Raw genomic sequence first — 18,072 nt, 5'->3', positions numbered from 1 at the left:
TCAGGCCGCCCGGTTGGCGGCGGTCAGCAGCCGCGCCTCATAGCCGCGCAGGGTGCGGCGGGCGGCGGGGCTGTAACCATGGCCGGTTTCGGGGTCAATCTCGGGGAAGATCGCACAGATTTCGGCCACGATCTCGGCCTCAAAACTTTTGGTGGTTTGCGGCCCCGGCAAGAAGCTTTCGGTCGCCAGACCTTCGGAAAAGACCACCTGATGCCGATCAAACAGCAGGTGCACATAATCCACCTCTCCCCCCGGCACCGACAGGACGGAACGGTCGTTCACAAGGTCCTTGGCGGCGACAAGCACCTCTGCCTCGCCAAACAGCAATTCGGCCAGACTGTCGCGGATCAGGATGCGGTGCAGCGGCGAGACGAGCAGGTCGCGGTGGCTGCCAAAAGTATTGGCGCGAATGTGGATGGGGGCAAAGCTTCCTTCGGCGGCAACGCGGCGCTGCCCGATCCAGCGCAGCGGCTGCGGGCCATCATCATGGGTGATGACCAGATCACCCGCTTGCAGGCTTTCTACCGGCACTTCGCCGTCCGGGGTCAGAATGGCTGTGCCCGCAACAAAGCATGGGATGGAGTTGATGGTGACAAAGCCAACATCCGTATTCCCCAGCCCATCCTGAATCGTATAGGTGAAGGTCTTGGTTTCGATCTGCCCGTCACCGACCAGCGTGAAGGTGCCATTGGCGTTCAGCGTGATCTGTTGCCCCGACGGCAGCGTCACGGTAGAGCCAGCAGTAACCGGCACATCGTTGATATGTGTAATGACCAGCGTCGCGCCATTCTGACTGATATCATTTGCCAGAACAGATACGGTTTTGGTTCCGTTCGGGTTCAGGTTGACCGTATCATCCACCGCAATCAGCGCCGTCTGCACCGAGTCTGCCGCGATCAGCAGGTTACTGTCATATTGGGTGTCGGTCGCATCGGCCACGCCGATCCGGATAGAGTTCACCACCCCCGGATTGACCGGCATCGTCAGCGTCAGCGTGACGGTAAAGCCGTCCATCTCGGTGTTGAACGCATCATTTGTGTTGTTGACGAACAGGTTTTGCTGCGTGTTGCCGTTGATGTTGTTGACCGAGGTCACACCATTGCCCACCGTGATCGGAACATGGGTGCCGTTCACCCAAACGCCGACGACATCGTTGAACTGACTGTTGATATATTCCGGGTATTCCTCGGACGTGAACACAAAGCTCATCGTCATCAGGCTGGCGGTTGGGGTGAAATCAACGTCCAGCCAGACGGCATCATAGGTGCGCGTGCCGGCGATGGCATTGAACAGGCTGTTGTTATCAGTGCCCGAGGTGTTGGTCGACGTGCCGGTGGATCGGTTCGGATCACCGCTGCTTTGGGTAAAGCTGGTCACGTTGCCCGTGGACAGAATAACGCCCGTGGTCGAGGGCACGACCCCCGCCGCCAACTGGCCGTTGGAATAGATCGCCGAAGATGCGCTTGGCCCGGAATAGCTGGCACCGTTAACCGTGACGCCAGACCCGAAGATTGTGTTTGCCATGGCCAATGCCGATGCATTGGTCTGATAGGTGAGTTCGGCACCCGTCGCCATATCTGCCCCCAAATATTATTGGAGACAGGTCCAAACGCCTGAAAAAGACCGGATTTGCCGGTCTTGCACTGTCTTTAACCTACTCGTTTGGGCGCGTTGACCCAGCGTTTGCCCTGCCTCAGGACGTTATTATTAGTTTCATTGAATCGCAGAAATTAACTTTTGTCACGCGCCTTCGCGCAATGGTTGACAGTTGCCGTAAGGTAAGGTGGCAGGTCCGCAACAGTTCCTGTCTTGGGCTGTGCGGGTGGCCGAGTGTTGAAGCGCCGGGGCAGAACGGGTATCGGTGGGCAAATATGGTCCCAGCAGAAAGCGTGCCGATGCCCCCCTTTGAACAGCACAAAACGGTCGATCCGGTTGATCTGACAGCGGCCTTAGTGCGCTGTGCCTCGGTCACGCCTGCCGAAGGGGGCGCGCTGATGTTGCTGGAAAAGCTGCTGTCGGGCGCGGGCTTTGCCTGCACCCGCGTTGATCGGGGCGGGGTGGCCAATCTTTATGCGCGTTGGGGCCGGGCAGGGGCGAACCGCAGTTTCGGCTTTAACGGCCATACCGATGTTGTCCCCGTTGGCGATGCCTCCGCCTGGACGCATGAACCGTTTGGCGCAGAGATCGTGGACGGTTGGATGTATGGGCGCGGCACCACGGATATGAAATCCGGCGTGGCGGCCTTTGCAGCGGCGGCGATTGATTTTACCCGCAACACGCCCCCCGATGGCGCCATTATCCTTGCCATCACCGGGGATGAGGAAGGCGTGGCAACCGATGGCACCGTGGCCTTGCTGGATTGGATGGCCGCCAATAATGAGGCGATGAGTGTCTGTCTGGTGGGGGAACCGACCTGCCCCAACACCATGGGCGAGATGATGAAAGTCGGGCGGCGCGGGTCGCTGACGGCTTATTTCACCGCGCGCGGGGTGCAGGGCCATGCCGCCTATCCGCATCGGGCGAATAACCCGCTGAACGCGATGGTGCGCTTGATGGATCGTTTGGCGACCCATGAACTGGATCAGGGCACCGATCATTTCGACCCTTCCACCCTTGCCATCACCACGATTGATACCGGCAATCCGGCCAATAACGTCATCCCGGCAAGCTGCAAGGCCACGGTGAACATTCGCTTCAACGATGCGCATAGCGGGGCCTCTGTCACCGCATGGCTGCAAGCCGAGGCGGCAGCGGTGCAGGCGGTAACGGGTGTGGCGATTGACGTCGATGTCAAAATCTCGGGCGAGAGTTTCCTGACCCCGCCGGGCGCGCTGTCGGATATGGTGGCGGCGGCGGTGCAGGCGGAAACCGGGGTCGCGCCGGTTCTGTCCACATCGGGCGGCACATCGGATGCGCGTTTCGTCAAGGATCATTGCCCGGTGGTGGAATTTGGCCTTGTCGGCAAGACCATGCACCAAGTGGATGAACGGGTTGAGGTGGCGCAGATCCACCAACTCAAGGCGATCTATACCCGCATCCTGACGGATTACTTTGCATGAGCGTGCAGATTGAAGTCACGCGCGATATTGCCACCTGTCTGGAACTGCGGCGCATTGTCTTCATTGACGAACAAGGCGTATCCGAGGCGGATGAGCGGGATGATCTGGACGATGCTGCAGTGCATTTGCTGGCCCGCGCAGGTGGCGCGGCGGTTGGGTCCGCGCGGTTGCTGCACATGGGCGACGTGGGCAAGATTGGCCGCGTCTGCGTGCTGGCAACGGCGCGGGGCCAAGGCATTGGGGCCGCGCTGATCCGCGCCGCGATAGAGGTGTTTCGCGCCATGCCGGGTATCACGCAGGTCAAGCTGGGCGCGCAGACCCATGCGGTCGCCTTTTACGAACAGCTTGGCTTTACCGCTTATGGCGATGTCTATGATGATGCAGGTATTCCACACCGCGATATGGTTTTCACCCTGTAACGGGCACAACAAAACCGGGGCGATGGCCGAAATCCGCGCGCTTCACAGGTGACGGCCCGCTTTGCCCGTGCTACGCGGGCTTATGGAACAATTGCCGTCAAAACCCCAGATCCTTCAATGGCTGAGCGATAACCCAACGCTCACCTCCAAGCGCGATATAGCGCGCGCCTTTGGCATCAAAGGCAGCGCCCTGCGCATAGAGTTGAAACGCATGCTCAAAGAGCTGGAGGATGAAGGCGCTTTGACCAAGAAAAAGCGCAGCTATCGCGACAGTTCGGCGCTGCCGCCCGTATCGGTGCTGCAAGTGCTGGCCCCCGATGCCGATGGCGATCTGTTCGCCAAAGCGATGGAGTGGAACGAGGAGGCCGAGCCGCCGCGTATTCTGCTGGTCACCAAAGCCTCTGACCCGGCTTTGGGCGAAGGCGACCGGATTCTGGCGCGGCTGGAACCTGTGGGCGGCAAAGACCACGCCTATGAGGCACGGCTGATCCGCAAGATCGGCGCGAACCCCTTGAAGATACTCGGGATTTTTCGCGCGGAGTCTGAGGGCGGGCGCATCATTCCAGTCGACAAGAAAAACGACAAGGAATGGCGCGTGCTGCGCGATGGCACGATGGAGGCCCGCGATGGCGAATTGGTGGAGGCTGAACAGGCAGGCCCCCGCCGCCTTGGCCTGCCGCAAGCGCGTATCACCGCACGGCTGGGCGACCCGTCTGGCCCGCGCGCAATCTCGCTGATTGCCATTCACCAGCACGGTATCCCCGACCAATTCCCCGATAAGGTCATTGCCGAGGCGGATGCCGCCGAACCCGCCCCCATGGCTAAACGCGAAGACCTGCGCGCATTGCCGCTTGTCACCATCGACCCGGTGGATGCGCGCGACCGCGATGATGCGGTGCTGGCCCAGCCCGATACGGATAAATCCAACCCCGGCGGTTTTGTCATCTGGGTGGCGATTGCCGATGTCGCGCATTACGTCCGCCCCGGCTCCGCGCTGGACCGCGAGGCGAAAAAGCGTGGCAACTCCAGCTATTTCCCCGACCGTGTTGTGCCGATGCTGCCCGATATCCTGTCCGGCGATCTGTGCAGCCTGCATGAACATGTGGACCGCGCCTGCCTTGCCGTGCGCATGGTGATCGACGCGCAGGGCCGCAAGATCAGCCACAGGTTCACCCGTGGGATGATGCGCTCTGTCGCCTCGCTGAACTATGCGCAGGTGCAAGGCGCTGTGGATGGCAACCCCGATGCCGTGACCGAACCGCTGCTGGAGGACGTGCTGCGCCCGCTTTACGCGGCCTATGCCGCTTTGACGCTTGCGCGGGCCGAACGGCAACCGCTTGACCTCGATCTGCCCGAACGCAAGATCGTGCTGTCAGAGGAAGGCGCGGTGCTGTCGGTCGATTTCTATGAACGGTTTGATGCGCATAAGGTGATTGAGGAATTCATGATCCTTGCCAATGTCGCCGCCGCCGAGGAATTGATCCGGCTGAAACAGCCCTTGCTGTTCCGCGTGCATGAAGAACCCAGCCCCGAAAAGCTGGAGGCGCTGCGCGAAGTGGCCGAAGCCTCGGGTTTTGTGCTGGCCAAGGGGCAGGTGTTGAAAACCGCGCATCTGAACCGCTTGCTGTCGCAGGCGCAGAACACCGAATTTGATGAGTTGATGAACATCACCACCCTGCGGTCGATGACCCAAGCCTATTACAACCCGCAGAATTTCGGGCATTTCGGGCTGGCCCTGCGGAATTACGCGCATTTCACCTCGCCCATCCGCCGCTATTCCGATCTGATCGTGCATCGCGCGCTGATCGCGGGGCATCGCTGGGGCGATGATGGCCTGACCCCGCAGGATGTGGAGGAGTTGGAAGATACCGCCAAGGCGATTTCCGACACCGAGCGCCGGTCGATGCTGGCCGAGCGCGACACCACCGACCGCTATCTGGCTGCCTATCTGTCAGATCGGGTGGGCGCCACGTTTGAAGGCCGGGTGTCTGGTGTGCAGCGCTTTGGGCTGTTCGTGAAGCTGGAGGAAAGCGGGGCCGATGGGCTTATTCCCATCCGGTCCGTCGGGCGGGAGTTTTTCCATTTTGACGCCGATACCCAAACCCTGATGGGGGCAGATACCGGCCTGACCATCGGCATCGGCCAGCGGGTCAAGGTCCGCCTGACCGAAGCGGTGCCAGTGACCGGTGGCCTTATCCTTGAACTGCTGGAGATCGAGGACCGCGCGTTGCCCGCAGGGAACAGCCCGAAACGCGGGCGCAGCGGTGGCCGTATGGCCGGAAAGGCCAGCCACAAGGGCCGCGCGATCAAGCGCAAGGTGGAACGGCGGCGCAAATAGCCGCCGAAAACCGCACAGCCGCGCCGAAGCCGTTGTCAAACCGGGCCGTCTTGGTAGACTGACCGCAAAACAAGAACCCGAGGCAGGTATATGCAGTTTTTCCACCCAGTTATCGCGTGGTGTTTTGGCACGGCGGCGGCGCTTGCCGCCCCGGTGGATCAGCCTGCGCGGTTCATTGGCAAGACAGGGGCAGTGATGGTGCAAGAAACGGTTGCGGCGGATACCCAAGGGTTGCAGCGCTGGCTGGCAGGGTTTCGCACCCGTGCGGCAGCGGCGGGCATTTCGGATGCGGTGATGGATCAGGCCTTGCGGGGTCTGTCCTATGATGCCGATGTGGTTCGGCGCGATCGGAACCAATCGGAATTCACCAAGACGATCTGGGATTATCTGGATACCGCCACCTCGGACGCGCGTGTGGAAAACGGCAAGGCGGCACTGGCGAAACATCGCCGCGTGTTGCAGGCGATCGAGGATCGCTATGGCGTCGAAAAGGAAATCGTGGCCGCGATCTGGGGGCTGGAAAGCGCCTATGGCACGTTTCGCGGCTCGGTTCCGACCATCCAATCCCTTGCCACCTTGGCCTATGACGGGCGGCGCGCGGCCTTTTTCGAAGGCGAATTGCTGGCGGCGCTGAAAATCCTGCAATCGGGCGATACGACTGCTCCGCGGATGCAAGGCAGTTGGGCGGGGGCCATGGGGCATACGCAATTCATGCCGTCGTCCTATCTTGCCTATGCGGTGGATTTTGACGGCGATGGCAAGCGCAACATCTGGGAGGATGACCCGACAGATGCGTTGGCCTCGACCGCGTCCTATTTGGCGGGGTTCGGCTGGACCAAAGGCGCGCTTTGGGGCATGGAAATCACACTGCCGCAAGGGTTTGACTATGACCAGACCAGCGAGCGGGTGAAAAAACCGGTGGCCGACTGGCAGGCCATGGGCGTGCGGCGCGTGGATGGGGGCGATTTGCCTGACCATGGCACGGCCTCGGTTCTGTTGCCGGGGGGCGCGCGCGGGGCGGCCTTTCTGATCTATTCCAATTTTCAGGTGATCGAGCGGTATAACACCGCCGATGCCTATGTGATTGCGGTGGGCCATCTGGCGGATTTGCTGAAAGGCGGGCCGCGCATCGCATCGGACTGGCCGCGCGACTTGCGTGCCCTGACGCTGGACGAACGGCTGGACCTGCAAACCCGGCTGACCCGCGCGGGGTTTGACACCAAGGGCGTTGATGGCAAGATGGGGCCCAATACGATCGCAGCCGTGAAAGCGTTTCAAAGGGCCAGCGGCTTGGTGCCCGATGGCTATCCCAGCCTTGAGATTTTGCAAAAGCTGCCGTGATGCCCGGATCAGGGGAACAACAGGAAAGGAACCCGCAATGAAACCCGCAAGATTTCTGCTCTCATCCGTGCTTGGCCTTGGGCTGGCCTTTGCGATCACCGCCTGCGTTGGGCAACAAAATGAGGGGGCCGCCGTGGCTGCACCATTGTCTGGCAACTGGAAGGTTACATCGCTTGCCGGAGTGGCGCTGCCCGATACGGCCAGTGTGACGCTTGAATTTTCACCGGGCGCGGTGTCGGGCAGTTCCGGCTGCAACCGCTATAACGGCAGCTTCACCCAAGCGGGCAACGCCCTGACCTTTGGCCCCGCCGCGATGACCCGCAAAGCCTGCGCGCCGCAACTGATGGATATCGAGGCCGGGTTTTCCCAAGCGCTGGCCGCTGTTACCCGGTTCGATTTTGCGGGCAATGTCCTGCGGCTTTATGTGGGCGACCAGCTTATCATGCAGGCCGCCCAAGGCTGATTATTCCGCCGACGACTTGGCCCAGAGGTTGATATCCTCTTCCGATGAAATCCGGTCAATCTCGGCCAGTTCTGTGGCCGAGAACTCCAGATTGCCAATCGCACCTGCGCAATCGACCACCTGTTCGGGTTTCGAGGCGCCGATCAGCGCGGTGGTGATACCTTCGTTGCGCAGCACCCAGGCAATCGCCATCTGGGCCAGTGTCTGCCCGCGCGCCTTTGCCATCGCATCCAGCGCCCGCACCGAATTCAAGGCGCTTTCGGTGATGGTGGCCGGGTTCAGCGATTTGCCTTGTGCGGCGCGGCTGCCTTCGGGAATGCCGCCCAGGTATTTCTTGGTCAAAATCCCCTGCGCCAAGGGCGTAAAGGCGATGGACCCTATCCCCAGTTCGGCCAGTGTTTCCTTCAACCCGTCCTTTTCAACCCAGCGGTTCAGCAGGTTATAGCTGGGCTGGTGGATCACGCAGGGGGTGCCCAGATCCTTCAAGATCGCCGCCGCCTCGCGCGTGCGTTTGGAGTTGTAGCTGGAAATGCCCACATAAAGCGCGCGGCCTGACCGCACGATATGATCCAGCGCGCCCATGGTTTCCTCTAGCGGGGTGTCGGGATCGAAACGGTGGGAATAAAAGATATCGACGTAATCCAGCCCCATCCGCTTCAGCGACTGGTCGCAAGAGGCGATCAGATATTTCCGGCTGCCCATTTCGCCGTAGGGGCCCGGCCACATCAGATAGCCCGCCTTGGACGAGATGATCAGCTCATCCCGGTAGCCTTTGAAATCGGTGGCGAGGATGTCGCCAAACGCTTCCTCGGCGGAACCGGGCGGGGGGCCGTAGTTGTTGGCAAGGTCAAAATGGGTAATGCCATGGTCAAAAGCGGTCTGGCAAATCGCGCGTTTGGTGGCATGCGGCGTGTCATAGCCAAAGTTATGCCACAGGCCCAGCGAGATGGCCGGAAGCTTCAACCCCGACTTGCCGCAACGGCGGTAGGTCATGCGGGAATAGCGATCTTCGGCGGGTGTATAGCGCATAGCGGCTCCTTTGGTGCGGATCGGGTTTTGCGGGTCAAGGCAGGCTGCCCCGCAAGAACTGGTATGGCAGTTGTCGGGAATAATGCGCCGCAGCGCAAGCCCGTTCGGCCCGCATCGCGGGAAATTCAATGGTGGTCAGGCCAATGACGCGATGGCCGTTTGTGCCGCGCGATAGCGGGCATGACCGGCATCAAAGGCTGCCGACAGGGTTTGGTTCGGGTCAATCTGCCGCGCGATCTGGGGCATGGTTGCAATCTCGGCCCCGCTGCCTGTGGCGGCCATGATGGCCAGGCGCGCGGCCCCGAAGGCCCCGCCAAAATCCCCGGCCTTGGGCAGCAGGACAGGCACCGCCAGCGCCGTTGCAATCGCCTCCAGCCAATAGGCCGAGCGAGAGCCACCGCCCACCGCGATCACCTTTTCCAGCCGTGTGCCGGTGGCGGCCAGCGCATCGCGGCAATCGCGGAAAGCAAAGGTCACGCCTTCCAGCACCGCGCGGGTTCCGGCGGCGGTGTCGGTCGCGTGTTCCAACCCCAGAAAGGCCCCGCGAATGGCGGCATCGTTCAGCGGCGTCCGCTCCCCCCCTAGATAGGGCAGGAACAGGGGCTTGCCCGGTGCCTGCAACGGGCCCAAAGCGTCCGTTAACTGCGCCGAGGTGCCGCCCACCAGACCCGCATACCAGTTCAGCGCATCGGTCGCGGCCAGAATGACGCCCATCTGGTGCCATGTGTTCGGCAAAGCGTGACAAAAGCTGTGCACGGCGGTTTCCGGGCTGGGTTGATAGCCATCATTGGCGGCAAACAGCACGCCCGAGGTGCCAAGTGACACAAATGCCTCGCCTGCGCGCACCACACCGACACCAACGCCAGAAGCGGCATTATCGCCACCCCCCCCCGCCACGATCACCTGTGCAGGCAGACCCCAACGCGCCGCCAATGCCGGGCGCAGCTGGCCCGAAACGGCAGAGCCTTCGACCAGACGCGGCATGAAACTGCGATCCAGATGGGTGGCCGCCAGCAGATCATCCGACCAATCGCGCGCCCCGGTATCCAGCCAGCTTGTGCCCGCCGCATCCGACATTTCGGCCACATGCTCCCCAGTCAGCCACAGGCGCAGGTAGTCCTTGGGCAGCAGAACCTTGGCGATACGCTTCCAGTTCTGTGGTTCATGCAGGCGCACCCATTCCAGTTTCGGCGCGGTGAAACCGGGGAAAACGATGTTGCCCGAAATGCGCCGGAACATGGGGTCGCCATCCAGAACGGCGGCCTCGGCGGCGCTGCGCGTGTCATTCCACAGGATGCAAGGGCGGATCACCTCATCTGCGGCATCCAGCAGGGTCGCGCCATGCATATGACCCGACAGCCCGATCCCCCGGACCGCGCCCAACCCATGCGCGGCCAGTTGTTCCAGCACGGTTTCAGCCGCCGCGATCCAATGGGCCGGGCTTTGTTCGGCCCAGCCTTCCTTGGGCCGCTGCACGCTCAGCGGGGCGGTCGCCTCGGCCAGAATGGTCTGCGCCTCGTCGATCAGCACGCCTTTCAGGCCGGACGTCCCAAGATCAAGCCCGATATACATCAGACAGCAGCTTCAGAGTCGGCGGCACCCGGCTTTTTGCCGAGGATGATCATGCTCAGGATGTCCTCATCCGTGACCTCATCCACCTTCACCGTGCCCACCAATTGCCCGTTTTTCATGACGGCAGCGCGGTCGCACAATTTCATCACGTTGTGAATGTCATGCTCGATCAGGAAAATGCCAAGCCCCTGCTTTTTCAACTCCTCGATCAACTCGGCCACCATCTGCGTTTCATGCGGGCCAAGGGCGGCGGTGGGTTCATCCATGATCAGGATCTTGGCGTTGAAATAGACCGCCCGCGCAATGGCAACCGATTGGCGTTGCCCGCCCGACAGGGCCGACACCGGCACGCTGAACTTTTTGAAATTCGGGTTCAGCCGATGCATGATCTTGCGGGTTTCCGCCTCCATCTTGCTTTCATCGACAAAACCCAAGGGGCTGACCAATTCGCGCCCCAAAAACAGGTTAGAGGCCGCATCAAGGTTATCGGCCAGCGCCAGCGTCTGGTAAATGGTTTCGATGTTCTGGGCGCGGGCGTCGCGGGGGTTGGTGATCTCGACCTTCTTGCCATTGATCCAGATTTCGCCCGCATCGGCCTGATAGGCCCCCGACAGGCATTTGATCAGCGTTGATTTGCCTGCCCCGTTATGGCCCAGCAAGCCCACAACCTCGCCGGGATACAGATCAACGGTCACATGATCGACCGCCTTGATCCCCCCGAAAGAGATGGAGATGTCGCGCATTTCAACAAGGGGTGTGCCTTGGTTGCTCATGTTCATGGTCCCTTATTTTGTCGTGCGGCGATACAGAATGTCGAGATAGACGGCGAGGACCAGAACCAGCCCCACAACGATCCGCTGCACAGCCGCATCCACGCCCACCAGCACCATCCCCGATTGCAGGCTTTGCATCACAAGCGCGCCAAGGATGGCCCCGTAAATCGTGCCGAGCCCCCCCGCCAGTGACGTGCCGCCGATCACGGCTGCCGCGATGACGTAAAGCTCGTCCAAAGTGCCAAGCGCATTGGTGGCGGAATTCAGGCGCGCCGAAGCGATCACCGCCGCCAGCCCCGACAACATCCCCATCAGCGCAAAAATCTTCAGCGTCATCCAGCGGGTGTTGATGCCGGCCAGTGCCGCTGCTTCGGGGTTGCCACCGATGGCAAAGACATAGCGGCCAAAGCGGGTGCGCGTCATCAGGATGGTCATGCAGATACCCACGCCGATCAGGATCAGCACCGGAATGGCAAAGCCATGGCTGATGAACAGGCCTTCGGGCGGCACCACCAGATCGTTTGCCTTGGCATAGGCATTCACGATGCCCTTGGGCCATGGATAGGCATTGGCCAGAAAGACCGACCCGATAATCGCCCCGCAGGCAATCGCGGCCATCGACACCTCGGCCCACATCGGGCGCAGGTGGAATTCATGTTTGCGGCGCTGGGCGCGGCTATGGGCCATCATCCAGACGGCACCCATGCAGCCCAGAATCCCCACCACCCAGCTCATGCTGGAGCCGACAGCGCCATAAGGCCCACCGCCCAGCAGCGCAAAGGTTTGATCGACCGGGGAAATGGTTTTCCCGCCATTGGCCAGAAACGCAGCCCCGCGCCAGACCATCAACCCGCCAAGCGTGACGATAAAGGAAGGGATGGTCAGATAGGCAATCAGATAGCCATGCAGCGCCCCGATCAGCGCACCAAGGCCGATCCCGACAGCAACGGTGATGATCCAGATCGACCAATGCCCAAGGCCAAGATATTGCGGCAGGATATCGACCTGCAAAATCCCCATCACCATACCGGTGACGCCAATCAGCGACCCCACCGACAGGTCGATGTTGCGGGTGACAATCACCAGCACCATCCCCGTCGCCATGATCCCGATCGAGGAGGTCTGCACAGACAGGTTCCACAGGTTGCGCGGGGTCAGAAAGCCGGTTGCATCCTCGGCCGCAGCGCCCAGAAACACCGAGGGGCGGCCCAGAAACATGGCGCAATAAATCTCGAACGTGAACCAGATCAGCAGCAGCGCGCCCAACATCCCCAACAAGCGGGTGTCAAGTTCGGTCGCGTGCAAAAACCGTTTCACAGCGCCTTGCTGCTTGGTTTTAGGGCCTGTGTTTTGCGGGGTGGTGGTGTTCATCGCGGTGTATCCAACGCTAAAGCGCATGCGCCCGAACGCTTGGCCAAGCGCGTCAGCGCATAGCAGCAAGCGGAGCATAGGCAGGGGCGATCACAAGGTCGCGCCACATGTCGCCGGGGAAAAACAGCCAGCGTCGGCGCGGGGCCGACGCTGGCAAGGGTTTTCGTTACTCGCAGCCAACAACGCCGGCCATCGCACCTTCGCAAGCCTGCTCTTTCGAGATATGGCCCGCATCAATCGCGACGTTCAGGTTGTCTTTGGTCAGCGGGGTCGGTGCCAGCAGGATGGCATTCATTTCGATACCCTTCTCACCGCCCGAGAATTTGGACGCGCCTTCGATGCTGTCCAATGCTGCGCCTTCGGCCAAAGCAGAGGCGATTTCACCAGCGGCTTTGCCAAGCTGACGCGCATCTTTCCATACCGAAACGGTCTGGGTGCCACGGGCCACACGGTTGATCGCGGCCAAGTCACCATCTTGCCCGCCAACCGGGATTACAAGGCCCTGGGCTGCCAAAGCTGCGACAACACCGCCCGCCATGCCGTCGTTCTGGCTCAGCACCGCGTCAACCGCGTTGTTGTTGGAGGTCAGAATCTGCTCCATGTTCTTCTGGGCATTTTCCGGCTTCCAGCCGTCCGAGTGAATCTCGCCAACGATCTTGATCTTGCCGGCGTCCACATCGGCCTGAATGACCGACATCATGCCTTGCAGCAGGAAGCCTGCGTTCGGGTCGCCTGCGTCACCCTTGATGATGGCGTAGTTGCCTTCGGGTTTCACGGCGTAGACGGATTCGGCAATGATGCGGCCAACGCCGACGTTGTCGAAGGTCAGATAGAAGGTGCGGTCATCTTCGATCAGGCGGTCATAGCCGACAACCGGGATGCCTTCGTTCGCGGCCAGTTCGATGGCCGGGGCAATCGCGTCTTTGTCCCATGCGTTGATGATCAGCGCGTCAACACCTTGGGCGATCAACGATTCAATATCGGTCAATTGCTTGGCCGAGGACGATTCCGCGTCAGCCGACACATATTCATTGCCAGCAGCTTCAAGTGCTGCCTTTACAGCGGCTTCGTCGATCTTCCAGCGCTCTTCCTGAAAGCTGCCCCAAGACACGCCGACTTTTTTACCTTCGGCCAGTGCTGCGGATGAAAAGCCGGTGACGGCGACGACCGCCAGCAGAATTGCGTTACGCATTGTATTCCTCCCTGTGGAAACGACCCTTTGCGGGCCAGTCCGACGAGTTTGTCGGCACGGGCAGAAAATGGCGATAATAATTTCAGTTGTCAAAATAAAAATAACGGTCACTATGGAAATCAACGAAGATCACCGCCTGTTTTCGCTGCTCTGCGGCATGGTTTGCGCAAAACAGCAAGAAATCAGGCGGTTTTTAGTTTTTGGAGTGAATAAATAATGCCGCAGATGCACAATGACCCTGCATCGAACGCTGTGGCCGGTTGCGGCCCGCTCATCCCTCCCCTGTCCGATTCGTTGCGTCCCTTGCGGCAACAGATTTTCGAACGCGTGCGCGCGGCGGGGATGATTGCGCGGGTGCAGGTGGCCAAGGATCTGGCGGTCAGCCCGGCCTCGGTGACGATGGGCGTTTCGGAACTGATCGAGGCCGGGTTGATCGAAGAAGTCGCCGCCACCCGTGAGGGCGAGGCAAGCCGGGGCCGCCCCGCCGTGGCCCTTGGCGTGCGCGCCGAGGCGCATCGCGTCGCGGGGATCAAGCTGTCAGACCGTGAGCATACCGCCGTGATCGTCGATTTTGCGGGCAACCTGATCGCCAATGAGGTGGTGGAGCGTAAACCCCTTGCGATGACCTTGCCGCAGATGTTGGCTGCGATGGAAAACCTGCTGGACAAGGTTTGTGCCAAGGCAGGGATCGGGCGCAAGGAATTGTCGGGCCTTGGGCTTGGCCTGCCCGGATTTGTCGACCAGCAAAGCGGCACGGTGCTGTGGTCCTCGGTGATGATGGACCGCAATGTCGGACTGGCCGCGATTGCGGGGGCGCATCTGGGCATTCCCGTGCATGTCGATAACGATGCCAATCTGGTGACGCTGGCTGAACTGTGGTTCGGCGTAGGCCGCCGCCTGTCGGATTTCGCCGTGGTGACGATAGAGCATGGCGTTGGCATGGGGTTGGTGGTGAACCACCGCATCTATCGCGGTGCGCATGGTTTGGGGATGGAACTGGGCCATACCAAGGTGCAGCTTGATGGTGCCTTGTGCCGCTGTGGGCAGCGCGGCTGTCTGGAGGCTTATGTCGCTGATTACGCCTTGGCGCGTGAGGCGACGACCGCGCTGAACTGGATGGGCAAGGACGGGCAATCCATCAACATCCTGCTGGAAAGCCTTTATGATCATGCCAAGGCGGGCAATGCCTCGGCCCGGTCGATCTTTCGGCGGGCGGGTCGCTATCTGGCGGTGGGCCTGTCGAATGTCGTCAACCTGTTTGACCCGTCGCTGATCATTCTAAGCGGGGAGCGGATGCGGTTTGATTACCTTTATGCTGCCGATACGCTGGCCGAGATGGAAAACCTTGCCATCGCCACAGGCCGCCCGCGCCCCCCGATCGAAATTCACGCCTGGGGCGATATGCTGTGGGCGCAAGGGGCGGCGGCCTTGGCGCTGTCTGCCTTGACCGAGGATTTGATGGCCGCTGGCCGCGACTCGGCATCGCGTGAGGTGGCGGCGCAATGAAAATACCGTTGATTATGGTGCTGCTGCCGCTGGCGGCCTCCGTTTTGCCCGAAACCGCTTTGGCCGACCCGGTGTTTGTGAATCGTTCCGCCGCGCTTCCGGTGCAGCCCGTCTATGCCGGCGGGTGGGAGCATTTTGTCGGCGGCGGGGTGGCCTTGTTTGACTGCAACGCCGATGCCCGCCCCGATATCTTCGTAGCAGGGGGCGAGAATAAGGCCGAACTTCTGGTCAACACCACTGCGCCGGGGGGTGCCATTTCCTTTGACGCAGGAACTCTTGCGCCGATCACCGGTGTCACGGGGGCCTATCCTTTGGATATTGATGGCGATGGCCTGTTGGACCTTGCGGTGCTGCGCGTCGGGCCGGACCGCTTTCTAAAGGGCCTGCCCGATTGCCAGTTTCAGGATGCAACCGCGATCTGGGGGCTGGAAACGGCGGATCGTTGGTCCACCGCCTTCACCGCCACATGGGAGTCGGGGCAAAGCTGGCCCACGCTTGCCATCGGGCATTATGTTGACCGCGCCCGCGCCGATGGCCCGTTCGAAGCCTGCGATAGCAACAGCCTTTACCGCCCCGCGCCCAACGGGGGCTATGGCCCGGAAATCCCGCTTTCCCCCGGTTACTGCGCGCTGTCGATGCTGTTCTCCGATTGGCAACGCAACGGCACCGCCGATCTGCGCATTTCCAACGACCGGCATTACTATGTGCGCGGCGGCTATGAGGAGATGTGGCGCCTTTCCCCGCTTGCCCCCTATGCCGAGGCGGAATGGCCTCGGTTTTCGCTTTGGGGTATGGGCATTGCCAGCCGCGACATCACGGGCGACGGCCTGCCCGAGGTGATGATGACCTCGATGGGCGACCAGTTGCTTCAGATCAATCGCGGCGGGGGGCGGCTGGAAAACGCGCCCTTTGCCTTGGGAACCTATGCGCATCGGCCCTATATCGGCGATGATGGGCGGCCCAGCACCGGCTGGCACGCCGAATTCGGTGATATCGACAATGACGGGCGGGATGATCTGTTCATCGCCAAAGGCAATGTGGATCAGATGCCATCGAACGCGATGCATGACCCCAATAACCTGCTGATGCAGGCCGCCGATGGCAGTTTCGTCGAAAAAGGGCAGGAGGCCGGCGTGGCCACGATGGAACGGTCACGCGGGGCAGGGCTGGTTGATCTGAATGCGGATGGGCGGCTGGATATCGTTGTGGTCAACCGCCGTGTGCCGATTGAAATCTGGGAAAACCAAACGCCAGAGTCGGGCAATTGGCTGACGGTTGCGTTGCGCGGGCAGGGCGGCAACAGCATGGGCGTTGGTGCTTGGGTCGAATTGCGCACGGATGGGCGGGTGCAAGCCCGTGAGGTCACGGTGGGCGGCGGCCATGTGTCGGGCCAAGCGGTGCCGCTGCATTTCGGCTTGGACGCAGCGACACAGGCAGAGCTGCGGGTGATCTGGCCGGGCCAAGCCCCCGGTGAATGGGTTGCGGTGGCGGCCGGACAGCATGTCACCTTTGGGCCAGCGGGCCGGATGGATTAGGCCTTAGCGATCAATCGGCAAACCGCTGGGCACCCTATCGGGAATACCCAGCCGCCCGGCGATTGCCGTGGGGTCGGTCAGCGTCTCCAGAAAGGCCAGAATGGCGGTGATTTCATAGGCGGAAAGCGCCACATCCGGGGTGCGGATGGCGGCGGTGATCGCTTGCGTTTCGGCACTGTCACCGGCCAGCGCCCAATCGGGCTTGGCGGCGGCAAATTCGGCCAAAATCGCTTGCGGCTGATAGGTTTTCAACCCCTGCGCCGGGGCGGCGTGATATTCCACAAAGGCCCGCAAATCGCTGTGCCCCCCCGCATGCCCATAAGGCGCGGTGGCCGTGATGTTGCGCAACGAGGGCGTGCGGAACGCATAGGCATCCTCGGCCCGGTTGGTCACGCGCATCCGGCCAATATCACGCTGGTTGGTTTCAAAGCGTTCGGTTTTGCCGGGGCCAAGCTGCGGGCTGCCCATGGCGTGAAAGCCCTGATCCGTCAGCAGCGGCCCGGAATGGCACGTGCTGCACTGCGCCTTGCCATAAAACAGCGCGGCCCCGTCGGCGGCCAGCGGCGGCAAAGGGGCCTCATCGCGCAGCCAGGCATCAAAGGGCGCGCTGTCAGACCGCCACTCGGCGCTGATAAATGCCGCAATCGCGTTGGAAATATCGGTGAAATGGATGGGGCGGCCTTGCCCGATCTCGGGGTAGACGGCCGCGAATTGTGCCTGATACTCCGGTATCGCGGCGACCCGTGCGGCGATCCGTTCCCACGCGCCATCCGGCCCGGTCAACTGCCCGGTGCGCACCGCCTTGGCAATCTCGTTTTCCGAATAATGCCCGGCCATTTCATCGGGCGACAGCACCGGGAACATGCTTTGCGCCGACAGCAACGAGGCGAAGCCGCTGACCATCTCATCCTCCAGCGGGGTGCGGAAACCGTTGGCGCGGGTGGCGTCCGCCTCAATCCGGCCATCGTGGAAAATCGTGGTCAGGTTCAGCACGCCCAGATTGAAAAGGGCAGGCGCATTGCGCGGAATCCGCTGTTCGGGCAGGTTTTCCGGGTCACTTTTTCGTGCAGGCCCCAGCCCGACCCCCCCTTCACCCAGCGATAAAGACACCCCGTCACTTGTCCCAAATCTAGGGTGATGGCAGGTTCCACACGAAATGTTTCGGTTTCCCGACAATTCGGCATCCCAGAACAGCAATTGCCCCAGCCGGGTTTCCGCCGCGCTATGCGCACGGAAATCGCTGTCTTGCAGCGGAATGGGGCGATTTTCCGCATAAACGGGCGCTGCCATGACGGAAATCAGCATGGCGAGCGCTGGTGAGGGTAGCTTCATTTTCATCGGTGCGCGCATGAGGCGTTCTTGTCCCTGAATGGCTGTGGCAGAAATGGCCTGAACCTGCCTATGTCACAGGACACACAATAACGTCCCGTTGTGTATTCGCTATTGAAATGTCATAGATGTAGGGAAAAACAAG

General features: G+C 61.3%; 14 protein-coding genes. 7 read left to right on the top strand and 7 right to left on the bottom strand.

Annotated features, from left to right (window positions below; genetic code table 11):
- On the bottom strand, positions 1–1,575 hold the full coding sequence (locus EGN72_RS18635) for a Hint domain-containing protein (protein ID WP_233587190.1): 1,575 nt from the start codon (positions 1,573–1,575) through the stop codon (positions 1–3).
- A 320-nt stretch (positions 1,576–1,895) separates the two neighbouring features.
- Here EGN72_RS18635 and dapE point away from each other — a divergent pair, with 320 nt between their 5' ends.
- The 5 genes from dapE to EGN72_RS18610 all read left to right on the top strand — a co-directional run bounded on the left by dapE (position 1,896) and on the right by EGN72_RS18610 (position 7,620).
- On the top strand, positions 1,896–3,059 hold the full coding sequence (gene dapE / locus EGN72_RS18630; RefSeq protein ID WP_127050354.1) for a succinyl-diaminopimelate desuccinylase: 1,164 nt from the start codon (positions 1,896–1,898) through the stop codon (positions 3,057–3,059).
- Positions 3,056–3,478, top strand: coding sequence for a GNAT family N-acetyltransferase (locus EGN72_RS18625; RefSeq protein WP_127050352.1), 423 nt, complete (start codon positions 3,056–3,058; stop codon positions 3,476–3,478). Before dapE ends, EGN72_RS18625 begins: the two co-directional genes overlap by 4 nt.
- A gap of 82 nt (positions 3,479–3,560) precedes the next feature.
- Positions 3,561–5,816: a ribonuclease R gene (gene rnr / locus EGN72_RS18620; RefSeq protein ID WP_127050543.1), complete on the top strand. Its 2,256-nt coding sequence runs from the start codon at positions 3,561–3,563 to the stop codon at positions 5,814–5,816.
- 90 nt (positions 5,817–5,906) lie between these two features.
- Positions 5,907–7,157, top strand: coding sequence for a lytic murein transglycosylase (locus EGN72_RS18615; RefSeq protein ID WP_127050350.1), 1,251 nt, complete (start codon positions 5,907–5,909; stop codon positions 7,155–7,157).
- Between the two features lie 37 nt (positions 7,158–7,194).
- Positions 7,195–7,620, top strand: a complete 426-nt coding sequence (locus EGN72_RS18610; RefSeq protein ID WP_158623226.1) for an META domain-containing protein — start codon at positions 7,195–7,197, stop codon at positions 7,618–7,620.
- Here the strand turns inward: EGN72_RS18610 and mgrA are convergent, their stop codons facing one another.
- From mgrA to EGN72_RS18585, 5 genes are all read right to left on the bottom strand, one after another.
- The gene (gene mgrA, locus EGN72_RS18605; RefSeq protein ID WP_127050347.1) at positions 7,621–8,649 is read right to left on the bottom strand and encodes an L-glyceraldehyde 3-phosphate reductase; all 1,029 of its coding nucleotides are present in this window, start codon (positions 8,647–8,649) and stop codon (positions 7,621–7,623) included.
- 135 nt (positions 8,650–8,784) lie between these two features.
- On the bottom strand, positions 8,785–10,221 hold the full coding sequence (gene xylB / locus EGN72_RS18600; protein WP_127050345.1) for a xylulokinase: 1,437 nt from the start codon (positions 10,219–10,221) through the stop codon (positions 8,785–8,787).
- On the bottom strand, positions 10,221–10,994 hold the full coding sequence (locus tag EGN72_RS18595; protein ID WP_127050343.1) for an ATP-binding cassette domain-containing protein: 774 nt from the start codon (positions 10,992–10,994) through the stop codon (positions 10,221–10,223). The genes xylB and EGN72_RS18595 overlap by 1 nt, the downstream gene beginning before the upstream one ends.
- Positions 10,995–11,006: 12 nt before the next feature.
- Positions 11,007–12,365, bottom strand: coding sequence for a sugar ABC transporter permease (locus EGN72_RS18590; RefSeq protein WP_127050541.1), 1,359 nt, complete (start codon positions 12,363–12,365; stop codon positions 11,007–11,009).
- A 166-nt stretch (positions 12,366–12,531) separates the two neighbouring features.
- Positions 12,532–13,557, bottom strand: coding sequence for a substrate-binding domain-containing protein (locus EGN72_RS18585; protein ID WP_127050341.1), 1,026 nt, complete (start codon positions 13,555–13,557; stop codon positions 12,532–12,534).
- A gap of 213 nt (positions 13,558–13,770) precedes the next feature.
- Here EGN72_RS18585 and EGN72_RS18580 point away from each other — a divergent pair, with 213 nt between their 5' ends.
- Positions 13,771–15,063, top strand: coding sequence for an ROK family protein (locus EGN72_RS18580; RefSeq protein ID WP_370323343.1), 1,293 nt, complete (start codon positions 13,771–13,773; stop codon positions 15,061–15,063).
- Positions 15,060–16,598 carry a CRTAC1 family protein gene (locus EGN72_RS18575; RefSeq protein ID WP_127050337.1) on the top strand — a complete coding sequence of 513 codons (1,539 nt, stop codon included), beginning with the start codon at positions 15,060–15,062 and terminating at the stop codon, positions 16,596–16,598. Before EGN72_RS18580 ends, EGN72_RS18575 begins: the two co-directional genes overlap by 4 nt.
- 3 nt (positions 16,599–16,601) lie before the next feature.
- Here EGN72_RS18575 and EGN72_RS18570 read toward each other — a convergent pair whose 3' ends face one another.
- Positions 16,602–17,930 (bottom strand): cytochrome-c peroxidase, encoded by a 1,329-nt coding sequence (locus tag EGN72_RS18570; RefSeq protein ID WP_127050539.1) that lies wholly within the window; start codon positions 17,928–17,930, stop codon positions 16,602–16,604.
- Between the last annotated feature and the right edge of the window lie 142 nt (positions 17,931–18,072).

It is taken from the genome of Pseudorhodobacter sp. E13 (genome assembly GCF_003991405.1).
Classification (GTDB): Bacteria; Pseudomonadota; Alphaproteobacteria; order Rhodobacterales; family Rhodobacteraceae; genus Pseudorhodobacter.
Note: the sequence above shows the minus strand (reverse complement) of the source record. Positions and strands in the feature narration are given on the sequence as shown.